This window comes from Sphingorhabdus wooponensis (assembly GCF_003933235.1).
Lineage (GTDB): Bacteria > Pseudomonadota > Alphaproteobacteria > Sphingomonadales > Sphingomonadaceae > Sphingorhabdus_B > Sphingorhabdus_B wooponensis.
The window spans coordinates 580,815-596,942 of record NZ_RWJI01000001.1; the positions used below are offsets into that span (position 1 = coordinate 580,815).

Sequence of the window (16,128 nt, forward strand, 5' to 3'; positions counted from 1 at the left end):
CTTCACTAATGCATTATGAAATTCTTATTGTTGGTGGCGGCCATGGCGGCGCCCAAGCCGCGATTGCGTTACGGCAGGCCAAATATGAAGGTAGCATTGGCGTGGTGAACGCTGAGCCGGAATATCCCTATGAGCGCCCGCCTTTGTCGAAAGACTATTTTGCGGGCGATAAAGCGTTTGAACGTATCATGATCCGGCCGGCTGCTTTTTGGGCCGAGCGCAGCATCGAGATGATGCTGGGAAAGCGCGTCGAGGCTGTCGATCCGTCTGCCCACAAGGTGACACTGTCTGACGGAGCGGCCATCTCCTATGGCAAGATGATTTGGGCGACCGGCGGCAGGCCACGGCCATTGCCTGTTGCGGGCGGCAATTTGCCTGGGATGCACGTGGTACGGACGCGTGCTGACGTTGATGCTATGCTGGACGGTCTCGATGATGTTGCCGATATTGTCATTGTAGGCGGTGGATATATTGGGCTTGAGGCCGCTGCTGTGCTCCGAAAAATGGGCAAGAATGTTACCGTGCTGGAGGCGATGGACCGCGTTTTGGCGCGGGTTGCTGGCGAGCCTTTATCGCGCTTTTACGAGGCGGAGCATCGCGCCCATGGCGTCGATGTACGCTTGGGCGTCGAAATTAGCGGCATACAGGGCGAAGATTTCGTAACCGGTGTATGTTTGGCCGACGGCGAAGTGATTCCCGCCCAAATGGTCATTGTCGGCATCGGTATCATCCCCGCTGTTGCACCATTGCTAACTGCCGGTGCCGCTGGTGGAGCTGGGGTTGATGTTGATGCCTATTGTCGGACGTCCTTGCCGGATATCTATGCCATTGGCGACTGCGCGGCCCATGCTAATGATTTTGCAGGCGGCAACGTCATGCGTGTTGAATCGGTCCAGAACGCCAATGATATGGCAAATGCCGTAGCCAAAAGCCTTACGGGTGAGCTGACGGCATATCATGCCGTGCCATGGTTCTGGTCCAACCAATATGATTTGCGCCTACAAACGGTGGGTATCAGCGCGGGTTATCATACCATGGTGTTGCGTGGCGACACGGCCGCTCGCAGCTTTTCGGTGGTGTATCTGAAGGCTGGCAAGGTCATAGCGCTCGATTGTGTTAACGCGACTAAGGATTATGTCCAAGGCCGCGTGTTCGTGACCGAAGGATTGTCGCCGACCGCTGAACAATTGGTTGATGCCAATGTACCATTGAAGGAACTTGCTGCAGTTTTGATGGCCAACTGATGTAACTTTGCCCCCAGTCCGTTCCGCCCTAACGGCCATTTTAGGCCCAACCAATACTGGCAAGACGCACCTTGCCGTGGAGCGGATGTGCGCACATTCCAGCGGGATGATCGGCTTTCCGCTCCGCTTGCTGGCGCGAGAAATTTACGACCGTGTTGTTGCCCTAAAGGGCGTGCAGAATGTTGCTTTGATTACGGGTGAGGAGCGGATTGAACCGCCGCAAGCCCGCTGGTATTGCTGCACCGTTGAAAGCATGCCCATTCAGAAGGACTTTGCTTTCGTCGCCATAGACGAAGCGCAATTGGGGGCAGATCCCGAACGCGGGCATATTTTTACCGACCGAATATTGCACGCGCGTGGGCGTGAGGAAACGATGATCTTGGGCTCGGAAAGCCTCCGCCCGATTATTCGCGCATTGCTGCCCGATGCTGAAATCATATCCCGCCCGCGATTTTCGACGTTGAGCTATGCCGGTGCGAAGAAGCTGTCGCGTTTACCCAAACGGTCAGCGATCGTCGCTTTTTCAATTGAGCAAGTATATGCCGTGGCGGAGACTTTGCGGCGGATGCGCGGGGGCGCTGCGGTTGTGATGGGGGCACTGTCCCCACGGACGCGTAATGCGCAGGTCGCTATGTTCCAATCGGGCGAGGTGGACTATCTCGTTGCAACTGACGCTATTGGCATGGGGTTGAACCTTGATGTCGCACACGTCGCATTTGTCAGCCTGTCCAAATTCGATGGCTCACGCCGCCGACGCCTGACCGTTGCCGAAATGGCCCAAATTGCGGGCCGCGCTGGTCGGCATCAGCGTGATGGCAGTTTTGGAACGTTGGCAGGCGAGGGCAGTGAATTCACGCCGGAAGAAGTTTTGGCAATCGAAGGGCACAGCTTCCCGCGTCTGGACTGGCTATATTGGCGTGAAGCCAAGCCGCGATTTAATGACATAGCGACTTTGATCGCGGATTTGGAGAAGAAGCCGCATCGGTCTGGATTATTGCCAGCGCCGAAGGCAATAGATTTGCTGGTGCTCAAGCGTTTGGCCGAAATGCCAGATGTGAAGGCTCTAATCCGCCATCAAGTAGACGTGGCACGGCTTTGGGAGGTCGCGAGCCTGCCCGACTTCCGCCAAATGGGTGAGGAACATCACAGCCGCTTCGTTGCGTCGCTGTGGCAGTATCTCGGTCAAAATAAACGTGTCATCCCGCAAGGCGTGTATGCCAGTGAACTTGCGCGGCTGGATAACATCCAAGGCGATGTTGATACGCTCTCGGCTCGAATCGCGGCGGTGCGGACATGGACGTATATTGCCCATCGGAGCGATTGGCTGACAAACCCTCCTGCCATGGCGGAGCGCGCACGCGCGCTGGAGGAAAAATTATCGGACGCCTTGCACGATGCCTTGCGTCAGCGATTTGTCGATAAACGCACATCGATGCTATTGCGGAAAAACGCCAAGGACGTGGGGTTATTACCGGTGGAGATTCAAGCCGACACTCATGTTCTGGTCGATGGAGAAGACATTGGCACTTTACAGGGCTTCGCGTTTCGGGTTGACCCGGCGGCGAAAGCAAGTGACCGTAAACTGTTATTGGCTGCCGCCGAACGGCATTTGGCAGCATATTTGAGACAAAAGGCAAAGGACGTAAGCATGGCAGAGGACAGCGAATTCTCGCTCGCAGCCGATGGAGAGGGCAAGCCCGCCATTTTCTGGCAGGGCGAAATACTGGGTGCGCTGACCAAGGGACGGACACTGCTCCAACCTACATTTTCGCCGGTAAAGGCGGTCGCTGGGCTTGAAGGTGACGCGTTGCGCGAAATTACAACCCGCGCAGAAAGCTGGATTGCGGGGCAATTGGCAAAGGCAATGGGCGGCATAATCGGGCTTTTGGACCTCGCGCAGCAAGCCGATGTCGACGGCAATGTCCGCGCGCTTGCAGTCCGTTTGGCTGACGAAGGCGGCATTGCGGGCCGCCATTATTTGGCCGATGCGATTGCGGCGCTTCCTAAGGAAGCGCGCGGCGCGGCACGAAAGGGCGGCATCGTTTTTGGCGCACTTGATATCTATCACCATGCCGCGCTGAAGCCAGCGGCGGCCAAATGGCGGGCCGCTTTGTTTGCAGCCCGCGACAACCGCGCGATGCCTGAACTTCCGCCCGAAAGCGCTGTGCATTTGAAGGCGTGGATTTTTGCTAGTGCGTCCGAAGCCCGCAACGCAGGCTATCGCCGGATCGGCGACGAATATGTCCGCATTGACTTGGCCGAGCGCGTTATCAAAAAAGCGCATGAAGCGCGCGGGCAGGGGAATCTGTTCGGTATGGACATGGCGTTCGCCACCTCGCTGGGTATCAGCGAAAACGGATTGAAGGCGCTGATGCGTGATGCAGGGTTCCGCCCAGCGGAGAAGGCGCCAGAACCTCAGGCGGAGGTAGTCGCTGAAACCGTTTCCGAGGCAGTTGAGATTGTCGCAGCAGAATCCGTTCCAGCACCCGAAGCTGAGGTCGAAGAAGGCACAGCAACTGCCGAAGTCGCAAAAAGCGCCCCAGAGGAAGCTGCGCCGCCAGTTATCGAGTTGCAAGCTGTCACTTTGACGCATTGGCGTTGGGTTGGCTTGCCAAAGCCCCGCCCGCCCGAGCAGCGTCCGCAACGCGCCAAGCCGCAATCGCAGGCAGCCCGCGCAACAAGTAAGCCAAGGCCCAAAAATGAACGGGAGCCGCTTGTTACCACGCAAACTGCCCAACCATCATCCCTGGCTTTGCAATTGGCAGCGCTTAAGGGGCTAAAACTCTAATTGGCTGGGGCTCAGTTGCGGATCGACAAGCTTCTGTTCTTTCTAAGATTTGCCAAGAGCCGCACGCTTGCCCAATACTGGGCGGAGGCCGGACATATCCGCGTCAATGGCCGTCGTGTAGAAAAGGCTAGCTTGTCCATCTCAACGGGCGATGTGATCACCTTGCCAATCGGTGAAGCCTTTGTGATGTTCAAACTGATATCGATACCAACACGGCGTGGACCCGCGAATGAAGCGAAGCTTTGCTATCAGCTTATGGACTAAAATATGACAGGCAGTTGCATTCCGCCGTTGACTTCTCCCCGCGCCTCGCAATAGGCAGCAAAGGGAAGCGGCTAATCTGCCGCTACGTTTTGGAGATTTTCGCAAGTGACTTATGTCGTTACCGATGCCTGCATCCGCTGCAAATATATGGACTGTGTTGAAGTATGTCCGGTGGATTGCTTTTATGAAGGCGACAATATGCTCGTCATCAATCCGAATGAATGCATCGATTGCGGCGTCTGCGAGCCTGAATGTCCTGCCGAAGCGATTTTGCCAGACACCGAAAACGGTCTTGAGAAATGGCTTGAATTGAACGCGACTTATAGCGCGGAATGGCCGAATATCACATCAAGCCGTGAACCACCTGCAGATGCGGATGAGTTTAAGGGCGTGGAAGATAAGTTCGACAAATATTTCAGTCCTGATCCCGGCGAGGGCGATTAAGCTCTCGCGGTGCGGGACGCCTTCAACCAATCTTTCTGATAGGATTCCACTTCACGCAAGGCGGCAAAAACCGTCATGTCTGGTGCTGTGCGACCTGTACGGCCGAGGGCATAAATTTGGCTGTAAAACCAATATTGCGTCGCAAATCCCTCAACACTGCGCACCATCTTGATCTTGCGTAAGCTAGATAGCCATTCAGGCAGCAGCTTCAATTGGTTTTCGACCTTGGGTAACATTGCCATACCACCGAGCAGCCTCTTTGGTGCTTCGGGCATGACGCATAATGGACGGGCAAGGCCGATGACATCAGCGCCGCCGTTGCGTAACGCTTGCTCCATCGCCGATGCGCTGCGGAAGCCGCCGGTCACCATCAACGGTATTTTTAACTCAGCCTTCATCGCTTGGGCGAAATCAACAAAATAAGCTTCGCGGGAGAGCGTGGTGTCTGCCACGTTCTGGGCTTCCTCCTCTTCCATGCCTTCTAAGCCCAGCAGCTTGGGTTGCTCATACGTGCCGCCCGAAATTTCGATGAGGTCTACACCTGCATCCTGCAACCACCGGGCTACTTGCAGACTGTCTTCAAAGGCAAAGCCACCGCGTTGGAAATCGGCACTGTTCAATTTTACCGAAATGGGGAATTCCGGCCCGACCAAAGTGCGCACGGTGTTTATAGTGAACATTAGGAAACGAGCGCGGTTCACAAGACTGCCGCCCCAACGGTCGGTGCGTTGGTTTGACCGTGGGCTTAAGAATTGCGATATCAAATAGCCATGCGCTGCGTGAATTTGAACGCCAGTAAATCCGCCATTTTTGCAATGTAATGCGGCCTGACCAAAGCGGCCAATGAGGTTCAGAATTTCGTCCTCGGTTAAGGCCACAGGCGTACCAAATTGCCCACCGGGTAATCCCAACTTGACGGCAGATGGTGCCTTGGGACGTGGGTTAATCGCACGCATCGTCTGCCGTCCGGCATGGCTGATTTGCGCCCAGAAATGATTGCCGTTTCGGGTCGCTGCCTTTGTCCAAAATTGGAGGGCTGCCATCATTTCCGCGTCGGGATGTCCGTCAAAAAATACGTTGCCGGGGCGCTCTAGATGGTCGGCATCAATATGAATATTGCCCGAAATATGGAGGCCAGCGCCGCCGTCGGACCAAATGGCGTATAGGCGCTGTAATTCAGGGGTCGGACGACCCAATGGGTCTGCAAGTCCCTCCGTCATCGCAGCCTTCGCGATGCGATTGTTCAGTACGGCCCCGCAAGGCAGCGTCAGTGTGTTGCTTAATTTCATTCTTGCTCGCCGGATTCTTCGACTTTTGCCTTGTCGGTAGCCTCGGTTTTGGCTGGGGCCTCTTTGACGCTTGCGGCAGGAACCGTAATGTCGGCGTCAGCCTGAACTGGCACATCGTCAACAGCTTCGTCTGTGTTGATCATATCGTCGCTGATTGTGCCTTCTAGACTATCAAGCCTATCCATACGCGTTTCGGTGGCCCGACTATCTTCCTTTGATCCGCCGCATGCGGACAGAAGCAGCATTATGGCAAGGGCAGGCGTGAAGTTGCAAAAACGCATAATATCCTCGTCAGTCTAACTCGGCGCATCCGTACAATTTTCACCCGCTTTCGCAAGGCTGTTGAGAAAATCGGGGAAAGTGGACCTCAATGCGGCGTCAAAATCAGATAAGCTGGCGTTAATGCTTAATGCGGCGAGGCTAGTTACTGGATATTCCGATATTCCGCAGGGCACGATTCCAGAAAAATGTTCGAGATCAGGGGAGATATTGACGGCAAAGCCATGCATCGTGACCCATTTGCGAATACGTACACCAATCGCGCCAATTTTTGCCTCTTGGCCATCGGGCGTGTCACACCAAATGCCGATGCGCCCTTCAGCGCGGCGAGCTTCGATGCCAAAATGGCCAAGCGCATTTATCACCCAGCCTTCAAGCGCATGGACGTAGCAGCGGACATCCTTCCCGTGGCGGGCAAGGTCCAATAGAACATAGCCAACGCGCTGGCCCGGTCCATGATAGGTGTATCGTCCGCCGCGCCCTGTATCATAAACTGGGAATTGCTGGCTCAGCAGTTCTGCGGGGTCCGCACTGGTGCCGCTGGTGTATAAGGGCGGGTGTTCCAGTAGCCAGATCAACTCTTTGGCATTGTCGTCACGAATGGCGGCCTGCAACGCTTCCATACGCTCTAGTGCGTCTGGATAGGGTGTCAGACCCGTCGATATGTCCCAGTCGATATTATGATCCAAAGTCATGATAGGTCCTTTAGCATGGTGCAAGCGGCTTGCCACCGTATATGTCTGCCTCTACGCCGCGCACAGCTAAGGAGAGTTTATGCCAAAGAAGCTTGATTATCGCGCTGTTTGGATGGACGCGCGGGCTTTGCTTGCCGTGCATAAAGAGGCCATTGCCGCAATTGCGGGCTTTTTCATATTCATGTCGGCATGGGTTTCGGCGTTTCTCATGCCGCCGCTGATTGTTGAAAATCTAGATGATAGAAATCAGGCCATATTAGAAATCAGTCGCTATTTCGAAGCCAACTGGCGCGTCCTTGTGCCGACGATGTTGGTAACCATATATGGTAGCCTGTCACTATATGTGCTGATGTCGGGCCGTAGCTTGGAAAAAGTTGGCGATGCTCTGAAAATCGCTGCGGCGTTATTCTTCCCTTATTTGCTTGCAAGTTTGCTCGTTGGTTGGGCCACTTTGGCGGGATTTCTTATGCTGATCATACCTGGCCTGTATCTCTCTGGCCGCTTTGCGATATTGCCTGCCGTCATCACGCAGGATGTCGGGGGAGGTGTCCGCAGTTCCGTCATCCGTTCCTGGCGCGTTACTCATAACTGCGGTTGGTCGATCCTTTTTTTGATGCTCTTCGTTGCCGTTATTTTGCGTATTTTTGCAGGTGTGGCCGATGCCGCAATCGTCGCCATTTGCCAATCCATCGCTGGCGAGGGCGGCGTCCCGATTGTCGTGTCCGCCGTCAAGGCGTTGTTTGTGGCCATAGAGGCCGTTGTGTTCATAGTGATGCTCGTCGCTGTCAACCGACAGCTTTCCGCGCAGACACCTAATCAATAAGCGGGATATGCGGCGCAGCATCACGCGGGATGAGACCATTCAGGCGGGGATCAGGGAAGGTTTCTAACTGCCGTTCATAGGCGATGAAACCGGACCTCTGGTAAAATGCCAGCGCATGGGGACCATCCAGCGTGCAGGTATGTACCCACATCCGCTGAACGCCAACCTCTGCCCAGCCCATTTGTAGCGCCATCGCCATCAGCCATTTACCATGACCTTTACCTGTCAATTCTGGCACCAGGCCGAAAAAGGCAATTTCGCATTGCCCGGCCTGCCGGAAATCTAACTCCAATATCCCGACCTCAATGCCGCGCCGGTCCAGAACGGCCCAGATACGCACGGCCGGGTCGTGGATGATGTGCAACAGGTCGGTGTCATGTAGCGCAAGCCGGGAAAACCAAAGCCATGGTTCGCCAATACGACGATACAAAGTGCGATAGGTTTCTGCCGATGGGGATTGCCATCGTTCTAGCCGGAGTTCTGACGCGGGCAGTGCCCGCAAAGGCGGACGGCGCGTCATTTCCAACGATGTGACAATGGCACCTAGTTCGCCACGTGCAATCGGGCTAAACACCATGTGAGCTTAGGCCCATACTACTTCGGGCGGCAGACTCATCAATATGGCGTCGACATTGCCGCCTGTCTTCAATCCAAAGGTTGTGCCGCGGTCATAGACCAAGTTAAACTCGGCATACAGGCCACGCCAGCGCAATTGGGCTTGTTTTTCCGCGGCACTGAAGGGGGTATTCATGCGGCGGCGGACGAGCTTTGGAAAGATGTCCAGAAAGGCATTGCCGACATCCCGGGTAAACGCGAAATTCTGATCAAACAACGCGTCGCTTGTGTTTTCGAGATGGTCGTAAAAAATCCCGCCGACACCGCGATGGACGTTGCGGTGCGGTATCCAGAAATATTCGTCCGCCCATTTACGATAACGTTCATATACATCTGGGCCATAAGGCGCGCAGGTGGCGCGAAGACGGGCATGGAAGTCGTCTGTATCTTCCGCATAGGGAATAGGCGGGTTAAGGTCTGCACCGCCGCCAAACCAGCTTTTTGTGGTGACGAGATAACGCGTATTCATATGTACCGCTGGGACATGCGGGTTGGCCATGTGCGCGACGAGGCTGATGCCCGTGGCGAAAAAACTGGGATCTTCAGCTGCACCATGAATGGTTTTGGCAAATTCGGGATTAAAGCTGCCGCCTACGGTCGACACATTCACGCCGACTTTCTCGAAAACCTTGCCCTTCATAACCCCACGGACACCGCCGCCACCGGGGGAGCCATCATGGTCGTTGCGATCCCATGGGGTATAATCAAACGACGCATCGGAACCAGCTTCGCGCTCGATCGCTTCGAACGAAGCGCAAATGCTGTCGCGGAGCGATTCGAACCATGTCCGTGCGGCCTGCTGGCGTTGATCTAATATCAGGGTCATTTCTCGCCTCTTGGGAATGAATGGGTCTGTCTAAGACCTTCTGCCAAAGCGATGCCAGCCGATACCGAAATGTTCAAGGATCGAAATCCTGTTGCCATAGGAATACAGACGCGCGCGTCGGCGCGTGCATGTACTTCGGGTGGCGCTCCTTTACTTTCTGACCCCATGAGGATGATGTCATCAGGTCGAAAGGCGAATTGTGGAAGCGGGGTAGAGGCTTTGCTGGACATTAAGACAATACGCGCGCCATCTAATGTTTCGAGAAATGCGGACCAGTCGGCATGACGTTGAATTTGGACATGGTCCATATAATCCATGCCTGAACGCTTTAACGCGCGTTCTGAAAAGGCAAAGCCGCAAGGCTCGATAATATCACATATGACGCCAAAGCAGGCCGATGTGCGCAAAACCGCGCCGACATTCCCTGCCATGTCCGGCTGATACAGCGCGATGCGCATGTGACACTCCTAACTAAATACCTATTTTTCGGCAATTAGCGTGTATTTTAGCCGGCGTACAAACAGTTATTGTGCAAAAAAGGGGGAAACAGGCTCACATCCGGCATCTGATCGTTAATTGAACATCGCCAATATAAGCACTTGGGTGTTTTCGTGCTAAGATCAGCGTATCTTGCGCGCAGCCTGACGTTCTTCAATTGAAATAATGCCGTCTTGATTGGCGTCGGTTTTACTAAAGCGTGCGTCAATCGCAGCGCGGTATTCTGCTTGGGAAACGGCCTTATCCCCATTGGTGTCGGCGCGTGCCATCATGGCTATGGTGCCAACACGGCCGCGTTGGCGGCGTTCACGCATGCTAGCCCCAATGCGTTCCATGCGCCGTTCACGCCGGTCTGCGCGTCGCTCGGCGCCAGCTTGATGAATTTCCATGAACTCGCTTTGGCTAATTGCGCCGTTATTGTCTGCGTCCATGATCGCAAAGCGCTTTGCCATCATGGCGGCCCGGTCGGCAGCATTTAATGTGCCGTCGCCATTTATGTCTATCTTAGCAAAGCGCGCATCGGCCGCTCTCATGGCTTCCGCCTTGGTGACAATGCGATTTCCGTATGAATCGGCTTTAACGGGTGCAGCATGAAGCGCCGCTGCGGAAGTAACAGAAAGGACCATGATGCCAGCATAGAGTGAAAGTTTCTTCATCGTTCTCGCTCCTTCTAATAATCCCCGCTAGTGAGTACGCATGAATATAGGATGAATATGTCGCGATAGGTTATCAAAACAATGGCCATGCTGTTGCAAACTGTCTCAGCTTAGTGGTGCAAACAATGCACAAAGGAAAGAAAGTTGGAGCGGGTAAGGGGAATCGAACCCCTCTAGCTAGCTTGGAAGGCTAGTGCATTACCACTATGCTATACCCGCGACGAACCGAATGGCCGTTTGGAGCGCTGCTATTGCCATTATCCGGCCACAGCGTCAACGCCCTGATTGCAAAAGAAAGGGCCGCAAAAGCGGCCCCTTCCAAAATTGATGTCACACTATCAGTGCTTCTTGTCTGCCCAAATGGTCCGGTAGGACATCCATGCTAGAACGGTGAAGATGAACAGGAAGCCCAAAGCTGCCCAACCTGCGCTTTTGCGGTTTTCCATCTTAGGCTCAGCGGTCCATGCCAAAAATGCAGAAACGTCTTTCGCCATTTGTTCCTTGGTGGCCTTTGTACCATCATCATAGGTAACCTGATCATCACCTGCAATTGGGTTAGCCATCGCGATGTTCAAGTTTGCGAACCATGGGTTGAAGTGCAAGCCGGCGGGCGTCGCGGCGTCAGGGAATTCCTTTAGCAGCTCCTTGCCTTCTGCATTCTTGTAACCAGCTTGATCACGGTAGCCCATCAACAAGGAGTATACATAGGCCGTACCATCGGCACGCGCCTTAGTGATCAGCGAAAGATCAGGTGGAAGCGCATTGTTGTTGGCCGCACGCGCCGCAACTTCATTCGCAAATGGTGAAGGAATCTTGTCTGCAGGAATGCCGGGCCGTGTGGCAGGTTCACCTGTTTCCGGGTTAATGGTCGGCACTTCTGTCTTCCATGCCTTGGCCAGTGCCTTCACTTGATCTTCATTGTAACCCAATGCCGCGAAATCGCGGAAGGCAACAAGATTGAGGCTGTGACACGCCGCGCACACTTCGGAATATACCTTCAATCCGCGCTGTAATTGACCGCGGTCAAACTTACCGAACGGACCGTCATGCGCGAAGCTGACGGCAAGCGGCTTTTCATGAAATTCATACTCAGCCGAAGGCTGCGCAGGTTCCTGAATAGCCTTGATGACGGTATCCCCAAGACCGAGTAAAAGCATGCCGCTGAAAAACAGGCCTACTAAAAAAGCACCTAAACGAACCATGATACTGCTTCCCTGTTTTACGCAGCCGCTTTTTCAAGCGGTTTGCCGGTTACAGCTTCGGTGATTGAGTTTGGCAGCGGAAGCGGCCGTTCAATACGCGAAACGATTGGCAAGATGATCAAGAAGTGGATGAAATAATATGCTGCCGCAATCTGGCTGAGAATAACCCACTGGGTATAAGGTGGTTTGCCACCGCAATAGGTTAACAAAATGATGCATGGAATCAATCCGAACCAGAAGAACTTGCGGAACAGCGGGCGATAATGCCCTGAACGCACTGGTGACGTGTCCAACCATGGCAGGAAGAACAGCAACAGAATCGAACCAAACATCGCCAGCACGCCCATCAACTTGGCTTCAATAATGATGATACCTGTGAACGGAATACCGAAATCGACAGTGAAAGCTTTCAAAATCGCGTAGAATGGCAAGAAATACCATTCAGGAACAATGTGCGCTGGCGTCGACAGCGGGTTAGCCGGAATATAATTGTCCGGATGGCCCAGCATATTCGGGGCAAAGAAGGTTACGGCTACGAAGAAGATCAGGAAGATCCCAAGGCCAAATCCGTCCTTTGCGGTATAATAAGGGTGGAATGGAACCGTGTCCTGTTCGCTCTTTACACTAACGCCGGTCGGGTTGGATGAACCCGGAATGTGCAACGCCCAAACGTGCAAAATGATGACACCTGCAATAACGAATGGCATCAAATAGTGCAGAGAGAAAAAGCGGTTTAATGCCGCTTGGTCAGGCGCGAAGCCGCCAAGGAGCCACTGACGCAATGGTTCACCTACCACAGGAATGGCCGAGAAAAAGCCGGTGATAACTTGTGCGCCCCAGAAGCTCATTTGGCCCCAAGGAAGAACATAGCCCATAAAGGCGGTCGCCATCATTAATAGAAAGATTGTGACGCCCAGCAGCCAAATCATTTCACGCGGCGCTTTATACGAACCGTAGAAAAGGCCGCGGAAAATGTGGATATAGACGACGATAAAGAAGAAGCTGGCACCGTTCATATGTGCATAACGGATGAACCAACCCGAGTTCACGTCACGCATGATATGCTCAACGCTGTTAAACGCACCGTCTACGCTTGCATAATAATGCATGGCTAAGATGATGCCGGTCACAATCTGGATGACCAAAGCAACGCCCGCAAGGACGCCGAAGTTCCAGAAATAATTGAGGTTGCGTGGAACCGGATATCCGGCACCAACGGCATTGTAGACTAAGCGCGGCAAGGGCAGGCGTTCATCAACCCACTTACTTACTGTGCCTTGCGGCTTATATTCTTGTGCCCAAGGGAAGCTCATGACGTTCTAGCTCCTCAACCGATTTTTACGACTGTGTCAGAAATGAATGCGAATTCCGGAACGACGAGGTTCGTCGGGGCTGGACCCTTCCGGATACGTGCGGCGGTATCATAATGCGAACCATGGCATGGGCAGAAATAGCCGCCATATTCACCCTTAACTTCTCCCGCGGCGGCGCCCAAAGGCACACAACCCAAATGGGTGCAGACACCGAGAGTAATAAGCCAATTTTCTTTGCCCGGCTTTGTACGGTCGGCAAGCGTTTGTGGGTCGCGCAATGCGCCGACATCAACCTTGTTAGCCTCTTCGACTTCGGCAGGTGTCAAGTTGCGGATGAAGACGGGTTGCTTACGCCAGCTGGTCTTGATCGACTGGCCGGGTTGAATAGCTGCTACATCGACTTCGATGGAAGCCAAGGCCAGTACGTCGGCGCTGGCGCTCATCTGCGATACTAAGGGCATTGCAACGGCGGCGGCGCCAACGCCAGCGAAGCTGACGGTTGCGATGTGAATAAAGTCACGGCGGCGGACGCCCGGTGTTTGGCCGTTGTCTGCAACTGACGGATTTTCTGCAGCAGTGTTGCTGATCGCTGCTTTACCCGCTTTTGCAGCAGATGCCTTAGGCGCTTTCACCGGCTTTTTCCCGGTGGTTTTTGTTTTTTTGACTGTCGACATAACCTGCCCTTTTTGCGTCGCGGAACTAAACCGCGCAATACCGTCGAAATCTTATCACTCCAATCACGTCCAGAAATCTGACGCACGATAGGGGCGATTCAGCGGCCACATAGACGTCTTTCCTGTCATTTGCCAACAGGCAATTTGGTTAACAATGTGGCAAATGACGCTGGCTGTGTTGCATTTTGCGAAACCAATGGAAATTAGGCGCTAACACTTGCTACCGACAACATGTTACGCCTAAAGGGCGCAAATATTATTCTATTATTGTTGGAGCATGACCCATGGCGACGAGCTGGACGCCTGAAAGCTGGAGAGACGCAACAGGCATCCACATGCCTGCATACAAGGATGCGGCTGCATTGTCAGCAACCGAAAACACGTTGCGTAATTATCCTCCCTTGGTTTTTGCCGGCGAAGCGCGCAACCTTACCGCTGATCTTGCAAAAGTAGCCGAAGGTAAGGCTTTTCTGCTTCAGGGCGGGGACTGCGCCGAGAGCTTTGCTGAATTTCACCCGAATAATATCCGCGATACATTCCGTGTCATCTTACAAATGGCTGTTGTGCTGACCTTCGCGGGCAAGTTGCCGGTGGTGAAACTTGGGCGCATGGCTGGCCAGTTTGCAAAGCCGCGCTCTACGCCAACCGAAACTATTAACGGCGTTGAGCTGCCGAGCTATTTTGGCGACATTATTAACGACATTGAATTTGTCGCCGAGGGGCGGGAGCCTGACCCAGCGCGCATGATCCGCGCGTACAGTCAGGCGGCATCCACATTGAACCTATTGCGCGCTTTTTCCAACGGCGGTTACGCCAATTTGCAGCAGGTAAATGCTTGGACTCATGATTATATGGGGCGCTCCCCATGGGCACAGAAATATAAAGAAACCGCAGATCGTATCAGCGAAGCTTTGGCCTTTATGGAGGCGTGTGGCATCACGCCAGAAACAGTGCCGCAGATTAAGGGGACGAGCTTCTATACCAGCCATGAAGCCTTGTTGTTGCCCTATGAGCAAGCGATGACGCGTCAGGACAGCCTGACTGGTGGCTGGTATGATACGTCCGCGCATTTCTTATGGATTGGCGATCGGACGCGATTTGAAGGGTCGGCCCATGTCGAATTTTTGCGCGGCATCGGCAACCCCATTGGCGTAAAATGTGGCCCAAGCTTAGAACCAGATGCATTGTTGCGGATGCTCGATACACTGAACCCCGAGCGGGAAGCAGGGCGGATCACGTTGATCTCGCGCTACGGTTACGACAAGGTAGAAACAGGCCTTCCGACCTTGGTGCGCGCCGTGCAACGTGAGGGACATCCTGTCATTTGGTCCTGTGACCCGATGCATGGCAATGTCGTCAAATCAGCGAGCGGATATAAAACGCGCCCGTTTGAACGTATCTTGGCCGAAGTGCGCGGCTTCTTTGCTGTGCACCGCGCCGAGGGAAGCTTTGGTGGCGGCATCCATATCGAAATGACAGGGCAAAATGTGACTGAGTGCACCGGCGGTGCAGTTGCCGTGACCGATGAAGGTCTGGCAGACCGTTATCACACACATTGCGATCCGCGCTTAAATGCGGCGCAGTCTTTGGAACTCGCGTTTCTTTTGGCCGAAATGTTGAACCAGGAAATGGCGGAGCGTGCAAAAAAGGCCGCTTAAGGCGGCTTTTTAGCATTAAAGCGTTACTGCTTTTGGGTTACTGAGCAGATTCAAGGCGATAACCGTAACCAAAAACCGTAAAGATCCGGAAACCATTTTCTGGTCGTAAAGCCAACTTCGCGCGAACCCTCGATATATGCATGTCTAATGTTCGTGTCGCTAGGGTTGCCGTTGTACGCCAAATGGTTTGCATGATATAGTGACGTGACAAAGTCCGGTCTTTGTTTTTGAAAAACATTTCCGCCAACTCAAATTCCTTGGCCGTCAATATGACGGTCTGCCCATGAATTGTTACGCTTTGCTCAAGTCGGTTCATTTTATAAGCACCATAGGTAACTTCAGTATCAAATGCGCCTCCAACCGCATTGCCGCGCAGCAAAGCGTTTACCCGAGCGGCAATAACATTACGGCTTTCTGGCTTTGTTATGTAATCGTCAGCACCAGAATTTAAGGCGTCGGTAATATCGCGCTTAGCAGACCGGTTGGCCATCATGATTACTGGTGGTCGTGTGGGTAATGTCTTATTCATCCATTCAAGTAAAGACGAGCCATCCGCGGCGCGAATATTCCAATCTAAGATGACGAGGTCAAATATGTCCCGCGACAATATTTCCTTAATGACCTTACTGTCAGTACAGCCAACGGCAACATACCCTAGGTCCTCGACTATCTGTTTAAGATAGTCGACAATATCCGAACCATGGTCAGCAATAAACACTTTCATCCTATGCCCACCCCATAACAAACCGCCGAAGATACGGCGATGGGATGTATCTAACGATATATTACTTAGTTACTAGATGGGTGAGAAAGATTTACCTATTTTTACATACAGTTACAAAAAAATTGATGCTGGCGCT

The 16,128-nt window shown here is 53.5% G+C and carries 17 protein-coding genes and 1 tRNA gene; 6 read left to right on the forward strand and 12 right to left on the reverse strand.

Annotated features, from left to right (window positions below):
- Positions 1-8 precede the first annotated feature (8 nt).
- The 4 genes from D7D48_RS02975 to fdxA all read left to right on the forward strand — a co-directional run bounded on the left by D7D48_RS02975 (position 9) and on the right by fdxA (position 4,740).
- Positions 9-1,244 (forward strand): NAD(P)/FAD-dependent oxidoreductase, encoded by a 1,236-nt coding sequence (locus D7D48_RS02975; protein ID WP_125229876.1) that lies wholly within the window; start codon positions 9-11, stop codon positions 1,242-1,244.
- A gap of 7 nt (positions 1,245-1,251) precedes the next feature.
- The gene (locus D7D48_RS02980; RefSeq protein WP_425452513.1) at positions 1,252-4,032 is read left to right on the forward strand and encodes a helicase-related protein; all 2,781 of its coding nucleotides are present in this window, start codon (positions 1,252-1,254) and stop codon (positions 4,030-4,032) included.
- A 15-nt stretch (positions 4,033-4,047) separates the two neighbouring features.
- The gene (locus tag D7D48_RS02985; protein ID WP_125230857.1) at positions 4,048-4,296 is read left to right on the forward strand and encodes an RNA-binding S4 domain-containing protein; all 249 of its coding nucleotides are present in this window, start codon (positions 4,048-4,050) and stop codon (positions 4,294-4,296) included.
- Positions 4,297-4,401: 105 nt separating this feature from the next.
- Positions 4,402-4,740 (forward strand): ferredoxin FdxA, encoded by a 339-nt coding sequence (fdxA, locus tag D7D48_RS02990; protein WP_125229878.1) that lies wholly within the window; start codon positions 4,402-4,404, stop codon positions 4,738-4,740.
- Here fdxA and D7D48_RS02995 read toward each other — a convergent pair.
- The 3 genes from D7D48_RS02995 to lipB are packed head-to-tail and all read right to left on the reverse strand — an operon-like array spanning position 4,737 to position 7,003.
- Positions 4,737-6,029, reverse strand: coding sequence for an NADH:flavin oxidoreductase/NADH oxidase family protein (locus tag D7D48_RS02995; protein ID WP_125229879.1), 1,293 nt, complete (start codon positions 6,027-6,029; stop codon positions 4,737-4,739). The two genes, fdxA and D7D48_RS02995, sit on opposite strands and share 4 nt — an antisense overlap.
- Positions 6,026-6,310 (reverse strand): hypothetical protein, encoded by a 285-nt coding sequence (locus D7D48_RS03000; protein WP_185739766.1) that lies wholly within the window; start codon positions 6,308-6,310, stop codon positions 6,026-6,028. The genes D7D48_RS02995 and D7D48_RS03000 overlap by 4 nt, the downstream gene beginning before the upstream one ends.
- Before the next feature lie 15 nt (positions 6,311-6,325).
- Complete coding sequence (gene lipB / locus D7D48_RS03005; protein WP_125229881.1) at positions 6,326-7,003, reverse strand: lipoyl(octanoyl) transferase LipB; 678 nt, start codon at positions 7,001-7,003, stop codon at positions 6,326-6,328.
- A 79-nt stretch (positions 7,004-7,082) separates the two neighbouring features.
- Here lipB and D7D48_RS03010 point away from each other — a divergent pair, with 79 nt between their 5' ends.
- The gene (locus D7D48_RS03010; RefSeq protein ID WP_125229882.1) at positions 7,083-7,826 is read left to right on the forward strand and encodes a hypothetical protein; all 744 of its coding nucleotides are present in this window, start codon (positions 7,083-7,085) and stop codon (positions 7,824-7,826) included.
- On the opposite strand, the gene D7D48_RS03015 is transcribed toward D7D48_RS03010, so the two are convergent.
- The 8 genes from D7D48_RS03015 to petA form a co-directional block, all read right to left on the reverse strand.
- A complete protein-coding gene (locus D7D48_RS03015) occupies positions 7,816-8,403 on the reverse strand; it encodes a GNAT family N-acetyltransferase (protein ID WP_125229883.1) in 588 nt (195 codons plus the stop codon). The two genes, D7D48_RS03010 and D7D48_RS03015, sit on opposite strands and share 11 nt — an antisense overlap.
- 6 nt (positions 8,404-8,409) lie before the next feature.
- Positions 8,410-9,267 carry an oxygen-dependent coproporphyrinogen oxidase gene (gene hemF / locus D7D48_RS03020; protein WP_125229884.1) on the reverse strand — a complete coding sequence of 286 codons (858 nt, stop codon included), beginning with the start codon at positions 9,265-9,267 and terminating at the stop codon, positions 8,410-8,412.
- Positions 9,264-9,725, reverse strand: a complete 462-nt coding sequence (locus D7D48_RS03025) for a tRNA (cytidine(34)-2'-O)-methyltransferase (RefSeq protein ID WP_125229885.1) — start codon at positions 9,723-9,725, stop codon at positions 9,264-9,266. Before D7D48_RS03025 ends, hemF begins: the two co-directional genes overlap by 4 nt.
- 162 nt (positions 9,726-9,887) lie before the next feature.
- Complete coding sequence (locus D7D48_RS03030; RefSeq protein WP_125229886.1) at positions 9,888-10,421, reverse strand: EF-hand domain-containing protein; 534 nt, start codon at positions 10,419-10,421, stop codon at positions 9,888-9,890.
- A gap of 145 nt (positions 10,422-10,566) precedes the next feature.
- Positions 10,567-10,640, reverse strand: a tRNA-Gly gene (locus tag D7D48_RS03035).
- Positions 10,641-10,759: 119 nt separating this feature from the next.
- On the reverse strand, positions 10,760-11,623 hold the full coding sequence (locus tag D7D48_RS03040) for a cytochrome c1 (protein ID WP_125229887.1): 864 nt from the start codon (positions 11,621-11,623) through the stop codon (positions 10,760-10,762).
- 17 nt (positions 11,624-11,640) lie between these two features.
- Complete coding sequence (locus D7D48_RS03045) at positions 11,641-12,936, reverse strand: cytochrome b (protein ID WP_125229888.1); 1,296 nt, start codon at positions 12,934-12,936, stop codon at positions 11,641-11,643.
- 14 nt (positions 12,937-12,950) lie between these two features.
- Entirely contained in the window at positions 12,951-13,610 is a 660-nt protein-coding gene (petA, locus tag D7D48_RS03050) for a ubiquinol-cytochrome c reductase iron-sulfur subunit (protein ID WP_125229889.1), read from the reverse strand.
- A 284-nt stretch (positions 13,611-13,894) separates the two neighbouring features.
- On the opposite strand from petA, the gene D7D48_RS03055 reads away from it, so the two are divergent.
- On the forward strand, positions 13,895-15,268 hold the full coding sequence (locus D7D48_RS03055) for a class II 3-deoxy-7-phosphoheptulonate synthase (protein ID WP_125229890.1): 1,374 nt from the start codon (positions 13,895-13,897) through the stop codon (positions 15,266-15,268).
- Between the two features lie 37 nt (positions 15,269-15,305).
- Here D7D48_RS03055 and D7D48_RS03060 read toward each other — a convergent pair whose 3' ends face one another.
- A complete protein-coding gene (locus tag D7D48_RS03060; protein WP_125229891.1) occupies positions 15,306-15,992 on the reverse strand; it encodes a response regulator transcription factor in 687 nt (228 codons plus the stop codon).
- Positions 15,993-16,128: the final 136 nt, after the last annotated feature.

Excerpts from the sequence above, each read along its gene's own strand:
- D7D48_RS02975 (WP_125229876.1), top strand. The coding sequence starts at position 9 with ATGCATTATGAAATTCTTATTGTTGGTGGCGGCCATGGCGGCGCCCAA.
- D7D48_RS02995 (WP_125229879.1), bottom strand. The coding sequence starts at position 6,029 with ATGAAATTAAGCAACACACTGACGCTGCCTTGCGGGGCCGTACTGAAC.
- D7D48_RS03000 (WP_185739766.1), bottom strand. The coding sequence starts at position 6,310 with ATGCGTTTTTGCAACTTCACGCCTGCCCTTGCCATAATGCTGCTTCTG.
- lipB (WP_125229881.1), bottom strand. The coding sequence starts at position 7,003 with ATGACTTTGGATCATAATATCGACTGGGACATATCGACGGGTCTGACA.
- D7D48_RS03010 (WP_125229882.1), top strand. The coding sequence starts at position 7,083 with ATGCCAAAGAAGCTTGATTATCGCGCTGTTTGGATGGACGCGCGGGCT.
- D7D48_RS03015 (WP_125229883.1), bottom strand. The coding sequence starts at position 8,403 with ATGGTGTTTAGCCCGATTGCACGTGGCGAACTAGGTGCCATTGTCACA.
- hemF (WP_125229884.1), bottom strand. The coding sequence starts at position 9,267 with ATGACCCTGATATTAGATCAACGCCAGCAGGCCGCACGGACATGGTTC.
- D7D48_RS03025 (WP_125229885.1), bottom strand. The coding sequence starts at position 9,725 with ATGCGCATCGCGCTGTATCAGCCGGACATGGCAGGGAATGTCGGCGCG.
- D7D48_RS03030 (WP_125229886.1), bottom strand. The coding sequence starts at position 10,421 with ATGAAGAAACTTTCACTCTATGCTGGCATCATGGTCCTTTCTGTTACT.
- D7D48_RS03040 (WP_125229887.1), bottom strand. The coding sequence starts at position 11,623 with ATGGTTCGTTTAGGTGCTTTTTTAGTAGGCCTGTTTTTCAGCGGCATG.
- D7D48_RS03045 (WP_125229888.1), bottom strand. The coding sequence starts at position 12,936 with ATGAGCTTCCCTTGGGCACAAGAATATAAGCCGCAAGGCACAGTAAGT.
- petA (WP_125229889.1), bottom strand. The coding sequence starts at position 13,610 with ATGTCGACAGTCAAAAAAACAAAAACCACCGGGAAAAAGCCGGTGAAA.
- D7D48_RS03055 (WP_125229890.1), top strand. The coding sequence starts at position 13,895 with ATGGCGACGAGCTGGACGCCTGAAAGCTGGAGAGACGCAACAGGCATC.
- D7D48_RS03060 (WP_125229891.1), bottom strand. The coding sequence starts at position 15,992 with ATGAAAGTGTTTATTGCTGACCATGGTTCGGATATTGTCGACTATCTT.